Origin of the sequence: Olleya sp. HaHaR_3_96, from assembly GCF_019278545.1 — a bacterium.
GTDB lineage: Bacteria > Bacteroidota > Bacteroidia > Flavobacteriales > Flavobacteriaceae > Olleya.
The window spans coordinates 986639-1008469 of record NZ_CP058987.1 but is presented as its reverse complement, the minus strand read 5'-3'; the positions used below and the strand labels follow the sequence as shown (position 1 = coordinate 1008469).

Genomic DNA, 21831 nt, shown 5'->3' with positions numbered 1-21831 from the left:
CTTACTAATGCTTCAATAATCCCGAGCGTAGCCGAAGGATTACTCCTACGCATAAGGGACTTGTATCCTCTGGATTAATTATTTACCTTTCGGTCAATAAAAAGACACCCATGCTGAGCACACACGATGTGTATAGTGCATAGCACCCTTTGGGATGCTACGACAACATATATGGAACGGTTAGCTTTAATTAAGAAACACCATAGTTCAATGTCAATATTCGATAAGTTTTTTAAAAATAAAAACGACACTAAATGTCCTCGATGTCTAGGAAAAGGAAATGTAGATTTAAATGATATCGAAAGATTAAATAAGCAATTATTTTGGAAACCTGGAAAGTGTGCTTACTGCAATGGAAAAAGAAAAGTCAGTTCTACAATGTTATCTACTATTTCGGAGGATGAAGTATACTTAACAACCGACTTACCAAAAAAAGAAAGAGAACTGTTTTTAAAAAACAATCCTACTTCTAAAATAGTTGCAAAAGAATATGCACAAAATTTAGAACTATTCGTCGATGAAATTTACAAACTGCATTCTGAAAACAAACTGACTGAAAAGCAAATTGCGGAATACATCGATTCTGAAAAATTAGATTATATAATAAAAGGAGACACGATTAATTATGTAAAAAAAGTTATAAAAATTAAAAAATCTGAAAGATAAAAGATGGCGTTTATATTAGAAAAGATAAAAACAAAATATTTATATTTAGCTAAGTAATAAACCGAAACGAAGGTGCTTATCATCTGCCCTACGCTTTCTTATACTAAACGTTGTAAATAATTTAAACGAAAACAAGAAAAATGGGAGTTTTAGGAATATATATTAAAAAAAATGATAAAGTTCAATTTAGTCAACCTATTTACGCTGAAGAACATTCTGAATTAGCAAATTGGCTAACAAAAGGGAGTAAATTTATTGAAAACCATATTCAAAAAACTTCTCCACCCGAAAACTTAATTAATGCCTTACGATTATCTAAAAATGAGGAAAAGGCTTTGAGACCTAATAATTTTCAAGAATCAGCAGATGACACGCTTGACTATTATAAATCAATTGAAGAGAAACCTCCTGTAACTTTTTGCGCAATTGGCTCTGGAATTAATGAGCAAGGAGATTATGGATATCTTGACAAATATTCAGAATACGAGAACTGGACTGATATCTATACATTAAATGAGGCTTTAGTTAAGATATCTAAAGTTGCGGAAAGGAATATTAAAATAGAATTTTCTAAGCCTAAAACTGACGACTATTTTAAAGACGATATTTTAAGGAATTTAATGAATTTATATATAATTATTGGTATTCTAAAGAGTCTAAAGGAAACACATAATCCTGACTTTGTTGCTTTGATTAATGCGCCAATGTAAAAAACTATTTACAATCGAGTAGACGGCTCCAACTAAAATAGTCGGAGTGCGCTCTCACACCACCGTACGTGCGCAACTACGTTGATCCTTTCTGTATCTATTGCGACTAGCAATAGCACTCAGGAGCATAAACGGCGGTTCACCAAATTGAACTTACTGTTCCACAAGGTACATATGCTATAAAAATTAAAAATTGGACAGCTTTTCTGTTGTTATGAGCAGTAAATGGAAAAAGACCTACTAGATACTTTTAAATCTTTTAATATGGGTATTGGCCTATATAAAGCAAATGAGGATTTATCTAGTTGGTCAGAATTAGTTCACGACTTAAATCCTGTAAGTCCAACTTTAGGCTCACCAATTGAGCAACCTTGCGAATAATAATTTAAAAAAAATACAACAATGAAAACAATTTATATAACATTAACTCTATTATTACTAACAACATTAGTTAAAGCTCAAAATCCGATTATTCCTCTTTATCAAGGTAATACTAAAAATGTAGAAAATGCTTATTACAAAGATGTAGATAGTGTACATAATCAATATGTTGGTACTTGGTTATTTACAAATGGAAATGACTCTTTAAAAATAGTATTTAGAAAAAGAACAATGATCAATATTGAAGGTTATTTAGCTAATTATTTTATTGACGAACTAATTGGAGAGTATCAATATATCGAAAATGGAATTGAAAAAGTTAATACTCTTGAAAATATTGATCAAGAATTGATTGGAGATTCTGACTATAATTTATATGCTTACTCATTAATGTGGCCAAACACTTACCCTCAATGTGATGAATGTGCAGTAGATGAAAAAAGAATGGTTATGGCTATAAACGAGCCATCTAAAAGACACCTAACAGGTTTAAGTGATCAGTTTGTGATCAGGCGCTATTTTGATAATGGAATTGAAAAATTAAAAGTCTGGTTCATGCTAAGTGGCAATGGTATTGTACTAGATGAAAATACAGGTGAGTTATCAGACGAAACTGGATTTAGTTTACCATATGGAGAGTACACTTTAACCAAACAATAAAAACTAACCACAATCGAGTAGACGGCTCCAACTAAAATAGTCGGAGTGCGTCTCTCACACCACCGTACGTGCACTACGTTGATCCTTTCGTCTCTATTATTATTAACAATAGCACTCAGAAACGTATACGGCGGTTCGTAAATCATCACACCAAAGGACTTTCACTCTTGCGACTTACTAATGCTTCAATAAGCCTGTCCTGAGCGTAGCCGAAGGTTACTTCTGCGCATAAGGGACTTGCGCCCTCTGGATTAATTATTTACCTTTCGGTCAATAAAAAGATACCCATGCTGAGCATACACACCGTGTAAATAATATAACCCGTTTAGGTATAATTTAAAAGTTTTGATTTCGTTATAAAGGTCGCCAAATTTTCAATTGGGCATTTAGAAAAATTTTAAAGCTATATATGTAAATTTGACGAAGCAATAACTCGTAATGTAACGCTTATGCTCTACATTACGCATCTTAGACTAATCGTTACAACCAATGACCAAAAATGACTGATGAACAAAACGAAATATGGAATAAAATTCAAAACTTCGAAATTGACGACATAGATTCTTCTTTTACTTTTACTGATAGATTAGCAAGAGAAAATGGTTGGTCAATGGAATATTCACTGAGAACTATATTGGAGTACAAAAAATTTATTTTTCTAATTGCTATTTCCGATTTCCCTCAAACACCGTCAGACCAAATCGACCAAGTTTGGCATCTCCATTTACTTTACACAGAGTCGTATTGGATTCAACTTTGTAAATACACCATAAATAAAAATATTCATCACGGACCTACAAAAGGTTCAGAGGAAAAAACGTTATTTAAAGAACAATATTTAAGAACACTTGAGTTTTATACATCGCTATTTAGTGAGAAACCTCCCAAAGACATTTGGATAGATGTTGAAACTAGATTTAAAGAGATTCATTTTACACGAGTTAACAGAAAGAGAAATTGGATAATACCTAAACTACGTTTTAAAAAATAATGAAAATACTATCCAAAATAACACCCGCAGAAACACTGTTAATTCAAGATGGTTTTTTTGTTGAGTTTAAAGATTTGATGAAACTTACTTTTATAGATTTACTTTTAAAAAAAATAATTAAAATTAAAGAAGTCCATCAAAAACCACATCCTAGAGATAAACACATTAGGACTTACACCTATGTTACTTCAGGTAAAAACTTCAAAAAATACAAACCTAAAAATCACGAATTAATTTATTTAAGTCCATTTAATAAAAATAGATCACTGCAAATACTATTTAAGAATTTTATAAAAATGGCTTACGATAATTCAAACGGGAGTTGGTGTTATAAAAAACTAATAAGAAGCAACATTGAAATAAATCCTTATTTTAAACAAACATCTCTGTTAAATTTATTTAGGATAAATAAACTAACAGCTAAAGGAGTAAAATTAAAAAAAGGGATATCAAACTATTTAAATACTATTGACAACAATATCAACCACCTGCTCCATGAAGATAAGAAAAAAGGGATAGAACTATTATTAAGCATTGGTGGAAATATATTCTTACTTGAGAATTTAGATTTTCAACTTTTAAAAACAATTGATAAGGAATTATTAAATCAACAAAAAGTATTATACAATGACACTTATAATACAGATAGTGATTGGTGGTTATACATTGGTTTTTTCGAAGATCAGTATATGTTTGACTCCTATTTTGATGATTTTGATGCTACTTTAAATTCTTTTAACTCTGAATTTGACTCTTCTAGCTGTTCTTCTTGCGATAGCGGATGTAGTAGTTGCGGAGGGTGTGATTAAAAAACTGATGATAACCCGTATACAATCTATTGTTTGCTTCTCGCAGACTTTAATAATCGACAACCATGTACCTAATTAGTTGCTTAAAATACGCTACAAAACATACCAAAAACCGTTGTAAATAATAAAAAAAATATGAATAAAATAATTTTAACTTCTATTCTCTTATTCACTTTTATTTGTAAGTCGAGTGCTCAGAATGATTCTATTCCTCAGACAATTGAACAACAAAAAACAGCTAAGAATATAGCTGAAAAATGGGTTACGCTTTTGACCGAAGGAGAAAATATTGATTCGTTGATTGCCATATCAAAAATCCCCTTTGCGCTTGATAGAATAAAGATTTTGAATTCAAAAGATGAATTGAAGGCACTTTATAATAAAGTAATTGAAAATAAAGGTAAGCGCATTATGCCTAAAATTTCTTCAGAGATAGTTTATTCCAAATATGAAATTATAGAAAAATGTATTCCAATTAATGTTTTAATAATTAAGATAATTTTATTAGAAGGAGATTCAAAAGGTGAAGGAGGTTTAGTGAGCGTAGAAATTTCTGGAAACGATATGAAAATAATTGGGTTTTCCGATTAAATACTAATTACAACATAGTATCTAAAAAAGCGTTAACTTTAGCTAAGTAATAAACGCGCAACATAGTCCTTATCACCTACCCTACGCTTTCTTATACTAAACGTTGTTAGGTGCAATTTGCTCACTCAAATGAAAATACCGAAAATAAAAGGAATAATAGACAGACGGATTTTAATCAATTACCAAATTGATAAAGAAGTCTTGGAAAATTATTTACCAAAACCTTTCAAGCCTAAATTAGTAAACGGAAAAGGAATTGCGGGAATCTGTTTGATCAGATTAAAAGAAATCAGACCGAAAGGTTTGCCGAAACAAATCGGAATTTCCTCTGAAAATGGAGCTCATAGAATTGCAGTTGAATGGACTGAAAATGGAAAGCAAAAAGAAGGAGTTTACATTCTAAGAAGAGATACTTCTTCTAAATTAAATTCTTTAGCTGGTGGAACTATATTTCCTGGAATTCACCATTTAGCAAATTTTAGAGTAAATGAAAAAGACGGAAACTACGAAGTCGGTTTTATAAGCGATGACAAAACTTCACTATCAATAAAAGCAAAAGAAACAAACTCTTGGAATACTGAAAGTGTATTTGAAAATTTAGAATGTATTTCTGAATTCTTTGAAAATGGTTCTATTGGATATTCGCCTGACAAAAATAACTTTGATGGACTTCAATTAAAAGCATATAATTGGAAAGTATCACTTTTGGAAGTTGAGAATGTAAAATCAAGCTTTTTTGAGAATGAAAGTATTTTCCCGAAAGGTTCTGTCAAATTTGATAATGCATTATTAATGAAAGATATTGAACACGAATGGATTGGACTAAAAAAAATAAAAACTGCACCTAACACACTATAAAAATGAAGCTTGGTTTAGTGCTTAATCTAGAGTCCGTGCGTTTTTGTAACGTCTGATTTTCCTGCGGAAAATTCTCGCACACAAAACCGCACTATTCTTATACATAAAACGTTGTGCTTCATGCCCAAAAACAAGATAAAAATTTATTATGGAATTAAACTTAGCATATTATCGCAGAAAAGATTGGAAAAAATTCTTAAAAATGATTGACGATAAAGATGCAATGCATGACTCTTGGAATGATTGGCACAAATCCTTTTTAAAAACAAAGCACGGTTTGATTTCCAAAGGTTTTATTGTAAACGATTTTATAGTCGATTTGGATAAATTAAAAATATACTGTTCCAATAGAAATTTAAAAATTGACGGAAAAGCTCGATCGCAATTCGTAACCAACATAAAATGAATAAAGAACACATAAACAAAGTAAAAGTTTTATTAACGGAATGGAATCCGTTAGGAAAACAATCCGTTAAGATAACCGACTTGAATAACTATGACACTGAAGCGACTGATATACTGCGGCATGTAAAAAAGACAAATACAGTTGAGCAGATAAATAAAATAATAAATACTGTTATGAGTCAAGCTTTCGGAATCCATTTGGAACCCTTTAAATCTAAAATTATTGCGGAACAAATACATTCAATTTTAAACGAAAAATAAAAGCACGAAAGTACAATCGAGTAGACGGCTTCGACTAAAATAGTCGGAGTGCGCCTTTCACACCAACGTACGTATGTAACCACGTTTGTCCTTTCGAAACTATTACTACTAGCAATAGCACTCAGAAACGTATATGCCGGTTTACCTAATGGAATCTCGTTTTTACGCTTACGCTCTAGTGTCTTCCAATCATAACAAATACATTAGCATAAGCCATGCAAAAGCGCTGTAAAAAATCCAATTAATCTATACAACGAAGTAAGATTACATTTATCTTTAGATTATAAAACACCAAATATGGTATATAAATTATCAGTCTAAATTCAATTTTAAACTGTAACCCTATTTTAGGGCTAGACATTAAAAAACACTTATAAGAGATGGAACTTCCGAAATTTAAATACAGTCCGAATGCTTACGAATTAGATTTATTTGATGAAATTGACGGAATATGTTCAATATGTGCAGAGAAAAGAAGTCTGAAATATAACAGTTCATTTTACAGCATTAATAAGCCTGACTACATATGCCCTTGGTGTATTGCAAATGGCAAAGCTGCTGAGAAATATGACGGCGAATTTAATAGTTATTGCGCAATAGAAGGTGTGTCACCAGATCCTAATGACCCAAAACCAACAATCCCGATAGAACTGCTTACTGAAATTTGCTCGAAAACGCCAAGTTACTCATCCTGCCAACAGGAAATATGGTTATCACATTGTAACGAACCTTCTGCATTCATTGGTTATGCAACAAGTGAAATGATTACACCTGTTTTAAATGAAGTAAAAGAAGACATTGAAAAACTTGAATTACCCCTAGAATGGTTTACCGAAGGATTTACAAGAGAAAGTAGTGATTTGGGAGCGTATCTCTTTCAATGCCAAAAATGTAAAAAACATAGATTACATATTGACTTCACATAATAAATACTGCCAACAAAATAAAAAAAACATAAATCAAATGGAATTAACGACTAAAAAAATGGTTGAGTATTCATTTTTAAAAGAAATGTATGAAGACCAATATTTCCCAAATAACCTTGTTGATAAAGGCAAAGACATTCTAATTGCTTTATGCAATAAAATAGAAACTGAAAAGCCAAAAACTCTTAAAAAACTATATGCTTTGACTCATAAAGCAACGGATGAATTTAACGACCTACAAGAAGAATTTTACGAAAATGATAGTGAAATAGAAACTGTTGCAAGAGAATGTATCGCAATGGATTTTGAGTTCATCTCTAAATCTTATGGATTTGAAGCTGATACTGAAGAATTAATTGCAACTAGAGATTGGTAAACAGATATGGGAATAATTGAATTTATTTTTGGAAAGACGATTAAAATAGATAATGCGTTTTTTGGGAAAATGATTTTTATTGAGAACAAAAAGAAACCACTTAAAAGCTATTTTGAATGCAGAAAACACTTTAAACCAACTGATGACATTATAGAAATTGGAATTGAGGGTAATGAAACTGGACCGACAGAATTACAGAAAGATTTCTTTCGAAAAATTGAATCTGATTATGACAAAATAATCTCTTCAGTAAAGCCATTAATTGAAAAAGAATTCCAAAACTGGAAAGAAGATTTTAAGATAACCGATTTCCGAAAAGAATTTAATGCGGTCTATCTTTTTTTATCAAGATGCGAGAATGACCCTAAATCTTGGGAAATAGCTTTTGAAACGGAACACGATTTAAATCATACAATTACAATGACAATGTCTGATTTAAAAGCAACTGAAATACTGATTGACGGATAGAATACTGTTGCTAACACCGATAACCATTTCACCCCATACTAGTTTAATAGATTGAGTAAATTAAGTCTTTTTAAGAGGTTCAATTTTTATTATTTATTAGATTCAATCTTGTTTTTGATATGCTTAAATGGAAGTTTATAGCCTTATAAAGTGCTCTTATTTCAAAAAACAAAACCCCAAGTGCCTTTCCTTCACTTTTTGCTCGCTTTTGTACAAACTTTAAATGTTTTTTAAGGTGAAATATTAAAACTTGCTTGGTAAAGACCCAAGCATAATAGAAGAAGCTTATGCTATATTTATAAATGGTGTTGAATTGGATAAAAACGAAACTGTATTAAACGTTAAATATCGAGTAGTTACCATCCTGAAGCTTACTTAATGAATCACCATCTATCTACTATATTATAAATTCATGCCTTTATTACTTTCAATCTCCATCGGTTTTAAACCGTTCTGAAAACTCAAGAAAGTTCTGGCCTTTAAAAAGATTTAGCACCCCCCTTTTATCAACCCTAAAGGCATGAATTTAACTACTGACCTCTAAATATTTTTAGTTTACTAGTATTTTTTTAGTTGTAACAACACCTTGTTGTTCAATCCTAACAAAATAAAACCCAGAATTTCCAAATAATGAGCGATCTATTTTAAGATGTTGTTCATTTGTTTCGGTGCGATATACAGTATTACCTTGCAAATCAAGAATACTTACTTTTGATGTTTTAGAGTGTCCTAAATAAATAGTTAACGCACCTTCTTTAATTGGTGTTGGATATAAAACAATTGTATCTTCTTGGTCTTCAATAGTAGTATCAATTCTGGAAACAGAACTAGATGTAGCACTATTTATTGTTATTAACTTTGATGTACCACCTTGTGAACAAATAGCACGTAAAACCAGCGTATACTCAGTACCTGATGCTAAACCGTTGATTGTTATTGGCGATGAAGTCCCACTTGCATAGGACGTTGCACTCGGACTATTTATGTTTCCGGTAAACTGTCCTTTAGGCCAAACTCTTAACTCATACGTATTATTACCCGTAAACTGATTAAATCCTATTGAAATAGATTGGTTCGTATCACTCACTTTTTTTACTGAAGTCATATCAGCATTTACAGTACATGGTCCAGAGGTAACAGCATCAATTTGTGTTAATTCTGATGTGCCTCCTGTCACACAAATAGCACGTATAACCACTGTGTATTCAGTACCTGCCGTTAATCCGTCAATAGTTATTGGAGAGAAATTACCAGTTTTATATGCTGCTGCTGTTGGAGTATTAACATTTCCTGCAAACTGACCTTTAGGCCAAGCTCTAACTTCATACGTATTTACGCCATCAAATGTATCAAAGGTCACTGTAATGGACGTATTAGTTGCAACTGTACGCTCTAAATTAGAAATAGCCATATTAGCAGAACAAGCATCCTCTACCCTAATAATTTTCCAATTTTGATTTGTATTGCCCGCTACGTATGGCCATAAATGCATGGTATTACCATTATTTCTATCCACAACCTTTTCACAATGTAAAGGTTCTAAAAAATAATCCTCATTGACTTTAGTAATCCCCCATTTTTGATGATTTCCACCAACTGATGTCCACGTCCCTAAATTAACATTAAGATTCTCTGCCTTTTCGTTTATATTACAAGCCGCATAAGGGACTTCTAAGAATTCATTATTTCTAAGATTTTTAATCGTGTAATACGTGCCGACTTTGGTAATTTGCCATTTTGCACTATTTTCTGAAGTAGCCGCAATATTTACACGACGTCCATTGGGACTGTTAATTTTCATCTCATTAGTCGTGTTTTGAATATAGTATACTCCATCAGCTAAGTTAGCATCCGGTCTAACACTATCCTCTCCTCCTGTAGTACTACAATTTTCACCTGGTAAATCATAACAAACACCTGTAGGTCCTTGGTTAATATCCCAGTTTGGTCCGGGTACCCAATTATCTCCAACTTCATAAGCCCCTACATCTGGAGCTACTCCGATAAAACTATCCGTATAACCACTTATAACTCTACCTGCATCTACTGCAACAGTTCCATTATTTAGCCTATAGTTATTCGCGTTAAAATTCACAAAAGAGGTTTGATCTACAAGATTATTTTGCTTATTAGACTGCGGCTCCCAAGTTCCTTCTGTTTCTTGATTCCCACCTTGGTCGGTTCTATAAGTATCCGTAATATTATTCCATACTTTAACATTAGTAAATGCTGTACCTGCTTTATGCCAAGCTCCCATGGTACCTCCATCTGCTTTGACTAACGTATTATTAAAAATATCAATATCTTTTCCATTCCAATTAATTTGAATATTTGTCCACTCGACATTCCAAACGACATTACGATATATACGAACATTTTCAGCATCATTGTCTAAATAAATCCCTGCAGCTTTCTTTAATTCGCCTCTACCTTCCGCGTCATGAAACCAATTGTGATGAATATCCATATTTAGACCTTTATTAATGGTGTAAAGTAAAGCACAGTCATCAGCGATAAGATTACTACGAGAGATATCATTCCAAGCAACTTCAGAATTTTTATTTACTATTTGAATACCATCTCTACCGCCACGAGAAATATTATTACGTAAAATCTTAGAATTCTTTCCTCCTCGTGCCATTATTGGCGCATCATAAGAACCTAAAAAGTCAAAATCGTGAATATAATTATTCCTGATTATGGTAGCATTTCCTGAATCCCAAATCCCTGTAGCATCTCCAAAACCTATTTCAGAATTTTCTATAATGGTGTTTACAGAACCTCCTTTAACATCTACTGCATTAATACCAGAATTAAAGTTAGGAGTAATACCTCTTGTCATACTTCCATATAAAACCTTTACGCCTTTCAATTTATTACCTGTTCCTTTTATAAGAACATTCCCTCCAAATAAAGCAAGGTTTTCAATATGTATATAATCACGATTTTCTAAATTGGCAGTCACCGCTCTTCTTGCCATCTGCACCTCACCATCTTGAGGTTTTACACCTCCTGGTAGTTGCACAAAAAGAGAATTTGCGCTAGCGTCAAAATACCATTCATTTTGATAATCTAGAGCTTCTTTTATTCCTTCTAAATAATAATCTCCAAAATCGCCTGGAGGATGTGATCCTATAATCCAATTTTGATTTTTAACCGCATCAAAAGTTACTCTACCAGAAGATTGACTTTTTATCCATGCTCTCCATGTTGTCCATCCTGACCCTGGACGGTCTCCATAAAACATAATAGACCCTCCATTTGACCATTGCCAATTTGGAATGTCTCCATCTGTTAAAAAAGCATTTATAGAGACCTCATCTTGACTTCCGCCCTCATTACGTAATGAATTTAATGTAAAACGATCACCATCCGTATTATTTGGCCATCTGGCTAAATCTAATACAGTAGCACCTCGGGTTACAAAGTTACGCTGCTCTAAATTCCAATTAACAGTGGTTTTCCAAACACTTCCTCCATCAGAGGTCCACCCGCTTAAGGCTTCCATAGCTGAAATAATGACTTTCTCCCCTTGCTTAGACGTATAAACAATTGGATTTCCTGGGGTTCCTGACCTTAAAGGCTTTATAGTTTCTTCATAAGTACCTTCTCCAATAACAATAGTATTTCCCGGATTAGCTATTGCAGATGCTTTTGCTATTGTTTTAAAAGGTTGAGATACCGTGCCGGGATTGGCATCATTTCCTGTTTTCGAAACATAAATGCGCTGTGCATGTATGCTACTAAATGAAAAGAGTATAACTAACGTTATGACTCCTTTAATGACATTCATTAATTTCATAATTTGATAATTTTAAGGGTGATAATTTATAATTTAATTAAAAATAACGCCTTATTTTAAGAAAACCCACTTTGACCCACTGTTTTTAGAGCAAAAAAGTAAAATCATTCGATATAACATAAACAACAGGTATTATAATGTTGTTGTTTGATAAAGTTCAGAGGGCATCTACTCTTTTTTAATCATCATAACATATAAAGGGTTAAAATCAGTTAATCCAGCAGTATGAACAGGAAGCACTAACGTCTACAACATAGGGTCTATTTAAAAACTTAGAGCATTATTTTAAGACAAAGCACAGTTATTGACGATCTATTCTTTTTAAACTAAAGCGACTATGCTCAAAAAAAGCAACAGATATACTACTAAAATCTTAACCATTGCATTTTTCACTGAATTCAGGGTATTAAAATTCTCTAAGGAACAAGACCTTTGCATTTTGAAACACGCTATACTATAAATATGACACCAAAAGAATTATCCCTATTACAAGAATCTGAGTTGAAGACCGCGTTTATCACTTATTTTAAACCATGGGCTTTAACCACGCCATGCCTTGAAATACTAAAAACAATTGCCACTAAAATTGTAGCGATACACTATGATGAAGCTCTAAAGATAACTTTCGAAAACGAGGATGAAGACGAAGTTACCATAACTTTTGGCGCGCCTTATCAAGGCGATTTTAAAGACACGCCTTTTACAATACCAGACTCTTATAAAACGGTAGTTCAAATGCATAACACAATAATTTTTGGTGATGGCGTCCCTGATTATATAGACTTTTATGGGTATGATGGAGACGCGCCTTCTTCAGAATTTATGATGGAAGAACTTGAAGGTGATGAAGAAAGGCATCAAGGCTTTTGTGATGCTGGTCAAAATTGGATTATCTGGGATCACCAACACAAAAATGTTTTAGGAGAACCGGTTATAATAATCGCGGACCATGGTTTAGCTGTTGAAGATAATGAGGCTTTTCCGGAGCAAGATAAAATAGCTTTCGGTACAGGAGGCCTATTTATAAGATTAATGAGTCAATTTATATTAGACGAGGACAAATACGGTTGGGGATAAAACAAAACCAAACCTGTTAGATTTAAATGTCAGCATCTAATCAATCACCATAAACCAATTGCTTTCAAACAAACGGACTGTTTTTAATCAAAAAATCAAAACACTAAGCCCTTGCTCTCAAAATTTAAAATTAATTTTGCCGCTTTTTTAAAATTTTATTTCATGAAATATACGATTACCCTACTTTTTCTATTTTTAAGCCTTACTTCCTTTTCACAAACCGAATTCTCATCGCTTTGGAATACGTCGAATACAGACACAGGGACTTCTGCAATTAACGAAATTGAAATACCAACAAATCCAGCATACACCTATAATTATAATGTAGATTGGGGAGACGGACAAACGGACACGGGAGTTACAGGTGATATTACCCATACCTATGCGACTCCAAACACCTACACTATAACTATTGATGGAACTTTCCCGTCTATATATTTTAATAATCAAGGTGATAAATTAAAAATTATAGAGATTTTAAATTGGGGTAACATCCAATGGCAAACTATGGAAAATGCTTTTTATGGTTGTGAAAATTTAAATTTTGACGCCATAGGTGCTCCTGATTTATCACAAGTAACCACGCTTAAAAACATGTTTAAAAATGCCGAATCTTTTAACGGTATTATAAACCATTGGGATGTAAGCTCTATTACAGATCTTTCAGGTCTATTTTATGGCGCTACGACCTTTAACAGACCTTTAGATTTGTGGAATACAGGAAGTGTTATCGATATGTCAGAAACATTCTACAACACATCAAGCTTTAACGAACCTCTAGACAATTGGAATACAGCACAGGTAACAACTATGTCCAAAATGTTTCATTATGCTGCGTCTTTTAATCAAAATATAAATGGTTGGGAAGTTACTAGAGTCACAGATATGTCTTACACGTTTTATAATGCTAGCGCTTTTAACTCACCTTTAAGTAGTTGGTTGGTTAATAATGTGACCACTATGTCTAATATGTTTGCTTATTCGGGTTTTAATCAACCTATAGAAATTTGGAATGTGAGTAATGTAGAAGACATGTCTTATATGTTTTATAGAAACACAGTCTTTAACCAACCTCTAAACGATTGGATTGTTAGCAATGTGACCAATATGTCTCATATGTTTGACGGGTATTATTGGACTACGACATTCAACCAACCAATAAACAATTGGGACGTTAGTAATGTAACCAACATGAGTTTCATGTTTAGAGATAACAAATATTTTAATCAACCCTTAAATAGTTGGATTGTTACTGCGGTTACAAATATGGAATCAATGTTTGAAAGCGCCTCTCGTTTTAATGAGGACATTACGGTTTGGGATGTTAGTAATGTTACTAAAATGTCTTCTATGTTTGAAAGTGCTTATGTATTTAATCAAGATATTACAGGTTGGATTGTTAGCAATGTCACTAATATGAGTGCGATGTTTCAATATGCTAATGCTTTTAATCAAGCTATTACAGGTTGGGATGTTAGTAATGTTACTGATATGAACTCTATGTTCTATTCGGCCGACGCCTTTAATCAACCGCTAGACATTTGGGATGTTAGCAAAGTTAGAAACATGAGTTCTATGTTTAATAGAGCACTAACATTTAATCAACCATTAAATGGCTGGCAGACTTCAGCTGTAACCAACATGTCATACATGTTTTATACCTATAACGTTGTTACAGTTTTTAATCAACCTCTAAACAGCTGGGATACTTCTAGTGTAACCAATATGTCTTCCATGTTTGGAAATGCGGCTACATTTGATCAAAGTTTGTCCTCTTGGAACATAAATAATGTATCAAACATGTCTGACATGCTAGATAATTCTGGTTTGTCTCAAACTAATTATGATAACACATTAATCAGTTGGGAATTACAACCGGTAAGAGATAACGTGACGCTTGGTGCTCAAGGATTAAACTATTGCGATAGTAGAGAGGAACGACAAAACCTAATAGATAATTCTAGCTGGACCATCAATGACGATATTATTAACTGTTCATTTGTGCTTTGTACGTCTTTAGTCTCTCCTGCTAATGGGGATACTAACGTCCCTGCCAATACTAATTTAACTTGGGAAGCCGTTCCTGGAGCTACAGGCTATAAAATTAGCTATAGAATAGAAAACGGAGGAACTATTACTGCTACGGAGACTAATCTAGACGTCGGTAACGTAACTAGTTTAGACCTTACATCAGACTTAACTCCTGGGGACACGGTTTATATTACCATAGTACCATACAATACTACTGATGGGGATGCCATAGGGTGTACAGAAGAAAGTTTTACCGTTATATCTAGTTGGGTAAACGACCCGACCGCTTTTAAACTTACCATTGACACATCCATAGCACAAAGTTACACTAGTGATGCCAATCAACTTGAAATAGATACTAATTCTGGATATCCAGATTATTTAACTTATAACTACTCTATAGATTGGGGAGACAATCAATTTAACAATAATGTCACAGGAGATATTACACATACTTACCTTGTTCCTGGTATTTACACTATCAGTATTATTGGTGATTATCCTGCGCATTATTATTCTTCTTATTTTTCTGACAGTAAAAAACTACTATCGATAGACCAATGGGGGACCCAGCAATGGCAATCTATGAAAGATGCTTTCTACGGATGTTCGAACATGGAATACAATGCAACTGATAAACCAGACTTATCGCAGGTCACAACTGCGTATCGTATGTTTGGATCAGCTAGTCTTTTTAATGGCGATATAAACGATTGGGATGTTAGTAACATAGAAGATATGTCTAGTATGTTTCAAAGTGCAAGTGATTTTAACCAGCCTTTAAATGATTGGGATGTTTCCAACGTGACCAATATGTCATCTATGTTTTCTAGTGCAAGCGATTTTGATCAACCATTAGACAATTGGATTACAAGTAATGTTACAAATATGTCCGGAATGTTTTCATATTCTAATGCATTTAACCAAAATATCAATAGCTGGGACGTGAGTGCCGTAACCACCATGAGACAGATGTTTAATAGAGCTAGTTTATTCAACCAACCACTACTCGGTTGGGATGTGACTTCTGTAACCGACATGGAATCGATGTTTAACAACGCACCCGTTTTTGATCAACCAATAGATATTTGGACTGTTAACAATGTGACCAACATGTCTTCTATGTTTGAAAATGCAACAGCATTCAATCAAAATATTAATAGCTGGAATGTCACTGCCGTTACCGACATGAGTTCTATGTTTCAAAGTGCGACAAACTTCAATATGCCTTTAGATAATTGGGTTCCAATTGCGGTAACTAACATGCAATCTATGTTTGAAAGTGCGATAACATTTAATCAAAATATTAGCGCCTGGAACGTAACCAATGTTATAAATATGGCATCAACATTTGAGAGTGCTAAAGCCTTTAACAAGCCATTAAATGGGTGGGACGTCAATTCTGTAGTAGATATGACCTCTATGTTTGAAAGCGCAGAAGCCTTTAATCAACCATTAAACCTTTGGGACGTTAGTGCTGTTGCCAACATGACTTCTATGTTTGAAAAAGCCCTGGTATTTAACCAAGACTTAAACGACTGGACTGTAAGCTCTGTTACTTTAATGCCTTCTATGTTTGAAAACGCAAGCGCTTTTAACTCACCAATTAATGACTGGACCGTAGCTTCTGTAACCAATATGGAAAGCATGTTTAAAAATGCTATTGTTTTTAATCAAACATTAAACAATTGGAACACCGGAGAAGTCTTAACTATGGCCGAAATGTTTAGTGGCGCCTCTGCTTTTAATCAAAACATAGACATTTGGAATGTGTCTTTTGTTGCCACAATGGAAGCGATGTTTAAAAATGCCATCAGTTACAATCAAACCATGAACTCATGGAACGTGGCTTCTGTAAGAACTATGGAAGAGATGTTTAGAGGCGCTAGCGTTTTTAATGAAACTATCGACGGTTGGAATGTAAGAGGGGTTATTACTATGGAAGAAATGTTTTATGACGCCATAGCCTTTAATCAAACACTTAATAGCTGGAGAGTCACTAATGTTTCTAATATGATTTCTATGTTTAGAAACGCAACCGCTTTCGATCAAAATTTAGACGATTGGATTATTGGAACCACAAACATGAAATACATGTTTAGTAATGCTACAGCTTTTAACCAACCATTATCTGCTTGGGATGTTAGCCATGTTACCGATATGCAATACATGCTTGATTACACCGCATTATCTAGAGAAAATTATGATGAGACTTTAATTGCTTGGTCTGAGCTAGTCTTAAATTACAATATAAACCTTGGTGCCCAAACCTTACTGTATTGTGATGCCGAAGTACAAAGGCAATCTATGATTGATACTTATGGATGGACATTTACAGGAGATATTTTAGACTGTCCAATACCAACTTGTACTCAATTAATTTCGCCTGCAAATGGAGACATCGATGTTCCTGTTAATACAAATCTTACTTGGGAACGCGCTCTTTATGCTAGAGGCTATACATTAACAGTCGTAACACAACCTGGAAACATCTTATTAGTAGATAATGAAATAGTTACAGAAACATCGTATCAATTTTTGACAGATTTTTCAGGAGGTGAACTTGTAGAAGTTACGATTATTCCTTTTAATGATGAAGGAGAGCCGTTAGCCTGTACAATGGAAAGTTTCACTATTACTAACAATAGCATCGCAACAGTTCCAGATTGTACAACCTTAACATTACCATTACATGGGAGTATAGATATACCTGTAGACACTGATTTAGAATGGGAACCAATTGCCAATGCAGATGGTTATAGAATTACAGTAGGAACAACGTCAGGAGGTAGTGATATACTAAATGACATTGATGTTGCTAATGTAACAGCCTATCAATTAACTACAGACCTTCCTGAAAACACAATAATTTATGTGCAAATAACGCCATATAACACTATTGGAGATGCCATAACATGTGCCGAAGAGAGTTTCACCACAGAAACTATTCCTGTTGCTCCAGAGTGTACCAGCTTAACATTACCTTTAAATGGCACTACAGATGTCTCAATAGATACTGATTTTAGCTGGAATGCCGTACCTAATGCCACAGGTTACTTACTTTCAGTAGGTACTACTGGTGGTGGTATTGAAATTCTTAATAGTATTGATGTTGGAAATGTAACCACTTACGATCTTCCCGATAACTTAGGTACTAATCGTTTAATTTTTGTAAACATCACACCATACAACGCGGTTGGTGATGCTATAGGTTGTACTGAAGAAAGTTTTAGAACAGGAGACTCTGCATCTACAGACCCTCCAAATTGTACCACTCTGACTGCTCCATTAAATAATGCTACAGACGTAGACATTACGACGGACTTAAGCTGGACTGCTATAACAGAAGCCACTGGATATACAATTTCTGTAGGAACAACCACAGGCGGCACTGATATTCTTGCACTTACAGATGTTGGGAACGTCATCACTTACAACTTAGCATCAGATTTACCTGAAACGTCTACCATATTTGTAACGATTGCACCTTACAATGCGGTAGCTAGCGCGACAGGATGTTCTGAGGAATCATTTACTACAGAAACATTACCAACACCTCCCAACTGTACAACACTTACTACACCGTTAAACAACGCTACAGACGTAGACATTACTACGGACTTAAGTTGGACTGCTGCAACCGATGCGACTGGTTATATAATTTCTGTAGGAACAACATCTGGTGGTACTGATATTTTAGATAACGAAGATGTTGGAAACGTCATCACTTACAACCTAGCATCTGATTTACCTGAAACGTCAACGATCTATGTAACCATTACACCGTATAACGCAGTAGGTAATGCGACAGGATGTGCTGAGGAATCATTTACTACAGAAACATTACCAACACCTCCTAATTGTACGACTTTAACGACACCGTTAAACAACGCTACGGACGTAGACATTACTACGGATTTAAGCTGGACTGCTGCAACCGATACCACTGGTTATATCATTTCTGTGGGAACAACTACGGGGGGAACTGATATTTTAGATAACGAAGATGTTGGAAACGTCATCATTTACAACCTAGCGTCTGATTTACCTGAAACAGCAACGCTATATGTAACCATTACACCATATAACGCCGTAGGTAATGCTACGGGATGTACGGAGGAATCGTTTACTACAGAAACATTACCAACACCTCCTAACTGTACGACTTTAACGACACCGTTAAACAACGCTACAGACGTAGACATTACTACGGATTTAAGTTGGACTGCTGCAACAGATGCGACTGGATATATCATTTCTGTAGGAACAACTACAGGTGGAACGGATATTTTAGACAACGAAGATGTTGGAAACGTCATCACTTACGACTTAGCATCAGATTTACCTGAAACATCAATTATATATGTAACCATTACACCGTATAACGCCGTAGGTAATGCCACAGGATGTTCTGAGGAATCATTTACTACAGAAACATTACCAACACCTCCTAATTGTACGACTTTAACGACACCGTTAAACAACGCTACAGACGTAGACATTACTTCTGACTTAAGTTGGACTGCTGCAACCGATACCACTGGTTATATCATTTCTGTGGGAACAACTACGGGGGGAACTGATATTTTAGATAACGAAGATGTTGGAAACGTCATCACTTACAACCTAGCGTCTGATTTACCTGAAACGTCAACGATCTATGTAACGATTACACCGTATAACGCGGTAGGTAACGCCACAGGATGTATTGAGGAATCGTTTACTACAGAAACATTACCAACACCTCCCAACTGTACGACTTTAACGACACCGTTAAACAACGCTACAGACGTAGATATAACTACGGATTTAAGTTGGACTGCTGCAACAGATGCAACTGGTTATATCATTTCCGTAGGAACAACTACAGGTGGTACTGATATTTTAGATAACGAAGATGTTGGAAACGTCATCACTTACAACCTAGCGTCTGATTTACCTGAAACGGCAACGCTATATGTAACGATTACACCGTATAACGCGGTAGGTAACGCCACAGGATGTATTGAGGAATCGTTTACAACAGAAACATTACCAACACCTCCCAACTGTACGACTTTAACGACACCGTTAAACAACGCTACAGACGTAGATATAACTACGGATTTAAGTTGGAACGTTGCAACAGATGCGACTGGTTATATCATTTCTGTAGGAACAACTACAGGTGGAACTGATATTTTAGATAACGAAGATGTTGGAAACGTCATCACGTACAACCTAGCGTCTGATTTACCTGAAACAGCAACGCTATATGTAACGATCACACCGTATAATGCCATAGGTAATGCGACAGGATGTGCTGAGGAATCGTTTACTACAGAAACATTACCAACACCTCCTAACTGTACGACTTTAACGACACCGTTAAACAACGCTACGGAAGTAGACATTACTACGGACTTAAGTTGGACTGCTGCAACCGATGCGACTGGTTATATCATTTCTGTAGGAACAACGACTGGTGGTACTGATATTTTAGATAACGAAGATGTTGGAAACGTCATCACTTACAATTTAGCGTCTGATTTACCTGAAACGTCAACGATATATGTAACTATTACGCCGTATAACGCAGTAGGTAATGCGACAGGATGTGCTGAGGAATCGTTTACAACAGAAACATTACCAACACCTCCTAACTGTACGACTTTAACGACACCGTTAAACAACGCTACAGATGTAGACATTACTACGGATTTAAGCTGGAACGCTGCAACAGACGCGACTGGTTATATCATTTCTGTGGGAACAACATCTGGTGGTACTGATATTTTAGACAACGAGGACATTGGAAACGTCATCACTTACAACTTAGCGTCTGATTTACCTGAAACAGCAATTATATATGTAACCATTACACCGTATAATGCGATAGGTAATGCGACAGGATGTACTGAGGAATCATTTACGACAGAAACATTACCAACACCGCCGAACTGTACGACTTTAACGACACCGTTAAACAACGCTACAGACGTAGACATTACTACAGACTTAAGCTGGACTGCTGCAACAGATGCGACTGGTTATATTATTTCTGCGGGAACAACATCTGGTGGTACTGATATTTTAGACAACGAGGACGTTGGAAACGTCATCACTTACAACCTAGTCTCGTACTTACCAGAAACGTCAAACATATTTGTGACGATTACACCGTACAACGCGGTAGGGAATGCCACGGGATGTACTGAAGCAATCTTTGCTACAGAAACATTACTATACCCACCGACTTGTACAACATTAATTAATCCAATCCATAATGAGACTGACGTTGCTTTAGACACTAGTATTGACTGGGAGTTTGTTGCTACTGCTGATGGTTACACCATCTCTATAGGTTCTACATCAGGAGGAACTGACATTGTAAATAACCAAGATGTAGGCAACGCAACCTCATATACTTTAATTGAAGACTTACTTCAAAACCAATCGTACTACGTAACTGTTACACCTTACAACATTGACGGTGAGGCGCAGGATTGTACAGAAAGTGTGTTTACCACATTAACAATTCCAAAAAATGATGTTAAATATGGTTTCTCTCCAGATAACGATGGTATTAATGACTTCTGGCATATTGAAGGAATAGAAATGAACCCAAACAACACCGTTACTATTTTTAACCGTTGGGGAGATATGGTCTTTCAAATTGAAAATTATAATAACACCACTAATGTCTTTAGAGGTATAGCCAATAAAAAGACTAAAATGGGTGCAGATGTATTACCAGAAGGGACTTACTTCTTTCAATTTGATATAGATGGCCCACATAATTTCGACAAATTAAAAGGATTCGTAATTATAAAAAGATAA

At 34.6% G+C, this 21831-nt stretch carries 16 protein-coding genes; 15 read left to right on the top strand and 1 reads right to left on the bottom strand.

Features of this window, described 5'->3' with window-relative positions; translation table 11 throughout:
- Positions 1-210: 210 nt before the first annotated feature.
- The 13 genes from H0I26_RS04315 to H0I26_RS04255 all read left to right on the top strand — a co-directional run bounded on the left by H0I26_RS04315 (position 211) and on the right by H0I26_RS04255 (position 8102).
- Positions 211-666 carry a hypothetical protein gene (locus tag H0I26_RS04315; RefSeq protein ID WP_218701169.1) on the top strand — a complete coding sequence of 152 codons (456 nt, stop codon included), beginning with the start codon at positions 211-213 and terminating at the stop codon, positions 664-666.
- 140 nt (positions 667-806) lie between these two features.
- The gene (locus H0I26_RS04310) at positions 807-1376 is read left to right on the top strand and encodes a hypothetical protein (protein ID WP_218701168.1); all 570 of its coding nucleotides are present in this window, start codon (positions 807-809) and stop codon (positions 1374-1376) included.
- 225 nt (positions 1377-1601) lie between these two features.
- Complete coding sequence (locus H0I26_RS04305) at positions 1602-1757, top strand: hypothetical protein (RefSeq protein WP_218701167.1); 156 nt, start codon at positions 1602-1604, stop codon at positions 1755-1757.
- Positions 1758-1778: 21 nt separating this feature from the next.
- Complete coding sequence (locus H0I26_RS04300) at positions 1779-2417, top strand: DUF6705 family protein (protein WP_218701166.1); 639 nt, start codon at positions 1779-1781, stop codon at positions 2415-2417.
- Between the two features lie 499 nt (positions 2418-2916).
- On the top strand, positions 2917-3408 hold the full coding sequence (locus H0I26_RS04295) for a glycine-rich domain-containing protein (RefSeq protein WP_218701165.1): 492 nt from the start codon (positions 2917-2919) through the stop codon (positions 3406-3408).
- Entirely contained in the window at positions 3408-4217 is an 810-nt protein-coding gene (locus H0I26_RS04290) for a hypothetical protein (RefSeq protein WP_218701164.1), read from the top strand. Before H0I26_RS04295 ends, H0I26_RS04290 begins: the two co-directional genes overlap by 1 nt.
- 135 nt (positions 4218-4352) lie before the next feature.
- Positions 4353-4808 (top strand): hypothetical protein, encoded by a 456-nt coding sequence (locus H0I26_RS04285; RefSeq protein WP_218701163.1) that lies wholly within the window; start codon positions 4353-4355, stop codon positions 4806-4808.
- 129 nt (positions 4809-4937) lie between these two features.
- Positions 4938-5666, top strand: a complete 729-nt coding sequence (locus H0I26_RS04280) for a DUF2071 domain-containing protein (RefSeq protein ID WP_218701162.1) — start codon at positions 4938-4940, stop codon at positions 5664-5666.
- Positions 5667-5814: 148 nt separating this feature from the next.
- Positions 5815-6072, top strand: a complete 258-nt coding sequence (locus tag H0I26_RS04275) for a hypothetical protein (protein WP_218701161.1) — start codon at positions 5815-5817, stop codon at positions 6070-6072.
- Positions 6069-6332 (top strand): DUF1871 family protein, encoded by a 264-nt coding sequence (locus H0I26_RS04270; protein WP_218701160.1) that lies wholly within the window; start codon positions 6069-6071, stop codon positions 6330-6332. Before H0I26_RS04275 ends, H0I26_RS04270 begins: the two co-directional genes overlap by 4 nt.
- 380 nt (positions 6333-6712) lie before the next feature.
- Positions 6713-7258 carry a CbrC family protein gene (locus H0I26_RS04265; RefSeq protein WP_218701159.1) on the top strand — a complete coding sequence of 182 codons (546 nt, stop codon included), beginning with the start codon at positions 6713-6715 and terminating at the stop codon, positions 7256-7258.
- Between the two features lie 37 nt (positions 7259-7295).
- Positions 7296-7634 carry a DUF5713 family protein gene (locus H0I26_RS04260; protein ID WP_218701158.1) on the top strand — a complete coding sequence of 113 codons (339 nt, stop codon included), beginning with the start codon at positions 7296-7298 and terminating at the stop codon, positions 7632-7634.
- Positions 7635-7640: 6 nt separating this feature from the next.
- Positions 7641-8102 carry a hypothetical protein gene (locus H0I26_RS04255; RefSeq protein ID WP_218701157.1) on the top strand — a complete coding sequence of 154 codons (462 nt, stop codon included), beginning with the start codon at positions 7641-7643 and terminating at the stop codon, positions 8100-8102.
- Positions 8103-8652: 550 nt separating this feature from the next.
- Here the strand turns inward: H0I26_RS04255 and H0I26_RS04250 are convergent.
- A complete protein-coding gene (locus tag H0I26_RS04250; RefSeq protein WP_218701156.1) occupies positions 8653-11904 on the bottom strand; it encodes a T9SS type A sorting domain-containing protein in 3252 nt (1083 codons plus the stop codon).
- 462 nt (positions 11905-12366) lie between these two features.
- On the opposite strand from H0I26_RS04250, the gene H0I26_RS04245 reads away from it, so the two are divergent.
- Together H0I26_RS04245 and H0I26_RS04240 are read left to right on the top strand one after the other, a co-directional pair.
- Positions 12367-12981: a hypothetical protein gene (locus tag H0I26_RS04245; protein WP_218701155.1), complete on the top strand. Its 615-nt coding sequence runs from the start codon at positions 12367-12369 to the stop codon at positions 12979-12981.
- Between the two features lie 162 nt (positions 12982-13143).
- Complete coding sequence (locus H0I26_RS04240) at positions 13144-21831, top strand: BspA family leucine-rich repeat surface protein (protein WP_218701154.1); 8688 nt, start codon at positions 13144-13146, stop codon at positions 21829-21831.

Bases quoted from the DNA above. Each gene is read 5' to 3' on its own strand.
- H0I26_RS04315 (WP_218701169.1), top strand. From the start codon at position 211: ATGTCAATATTCGATAAGTTTTTTAAAAATAAAAACGACACTAAATGT.
- H0I26_RS04310 (WP_218701168.1), top strand. From the start codon at position 807: ATGGGAGTTTTAGGAATATATATTAAAAAAAATGATAAAGTTCAATTT.
- H0I26_RS04305 (WP_218701167.1), top strand. From the start codon at position 1,602: ATGGAAAAAGACCTACTAGATACTTTTAAATCTTTTAATATGGGTATT.
- H0I26_RS04300 (WP_218701166.1), top strand. From the start codon at position 1,779: ATGAAAACAATTTATATAACATTAACTCTATTATTACTAACAACATTA.
- H0I26_RS04295 (WP_218701165.1), top strand. From the start codon at position 2,917: ATGACTGATGAACAAAACGAAATATGGAATAAAATTCAAAACTTCGAA.
- H0I26_RS04290 (WP_218701164.1), top strand. From the start codon at position 3,408: ATGAAAATACTATCCAAAATAACACCCGCAGAAACACTGTTAATTCAA.
- H0I26_RS04285 (WP_218701163.1), top strand. From the start codon at position 4,353: ATGAATAAAATAATTTTAACTTCTATTCTCTTATTCACTTTTATTTGT.
- H0I26_RS04280 (WP_218701162.1), top strand. From the start codon at position 4,938: ATGAAAATACCGAAAATAAAAGGAATAATAGACAGACGGATTTTAATC.
- H0I26_RS04275 (WP_218701161.1), top strand. From the start codon at position 5,815: ATGGAATTAAACTTAGCATATTATCGCAGAAAAGATTGGAAAAAATTC.
- H0I26_RS04270 (WP_218701160.1), top strand. From the start codon at position 6,069: ATGAATAAAGAACACATAAACAAAGTAAAAGTTTTATTAACGGAATGG.
- H0I26_RS04265 (WP_218701159.1), top strand. From the start codon at position 6,713: ATGGAACTTCCGAAATTTAAATACAGTCCGAATGCTTACGAATTAGAT.
- H0I26_RS04260 (WP_218701158.1), top strand. From the start codon at position 7,296: ATGGAATTAACGACTAAAAAAATGGTTGAGTATTCATTTTTAAAAGAA.
- H0I26_RS04255 (WP_218701157.1), top strand. From the start codon at position 7,641: ATGGGAATAATTGAATTTATTTTTGGAAAGACGATTAAAATAGATAAT.
- H0I26_RS04250 (WP_218701156.1), bottom strand. From the start codon at position 11,904: ATGAAATTAATGAATGTCATTAAAGGAGTCATAACGTTAGTTATACTC.
- H0I26_RS04245 (WP_218701155.1), top strand. From the start codon at position 12,367: ATGACACCAAAAGAATTATCCCTATTACAAGAATCTGAGTTGAAGACC.
- H0I26_RS04240 (WP_218701154.1), top strand. From the start codon at position 13,144: ATGAAATATACGATTACCCTACTTTTTCTATTTTTAAGCCTTACTTCC.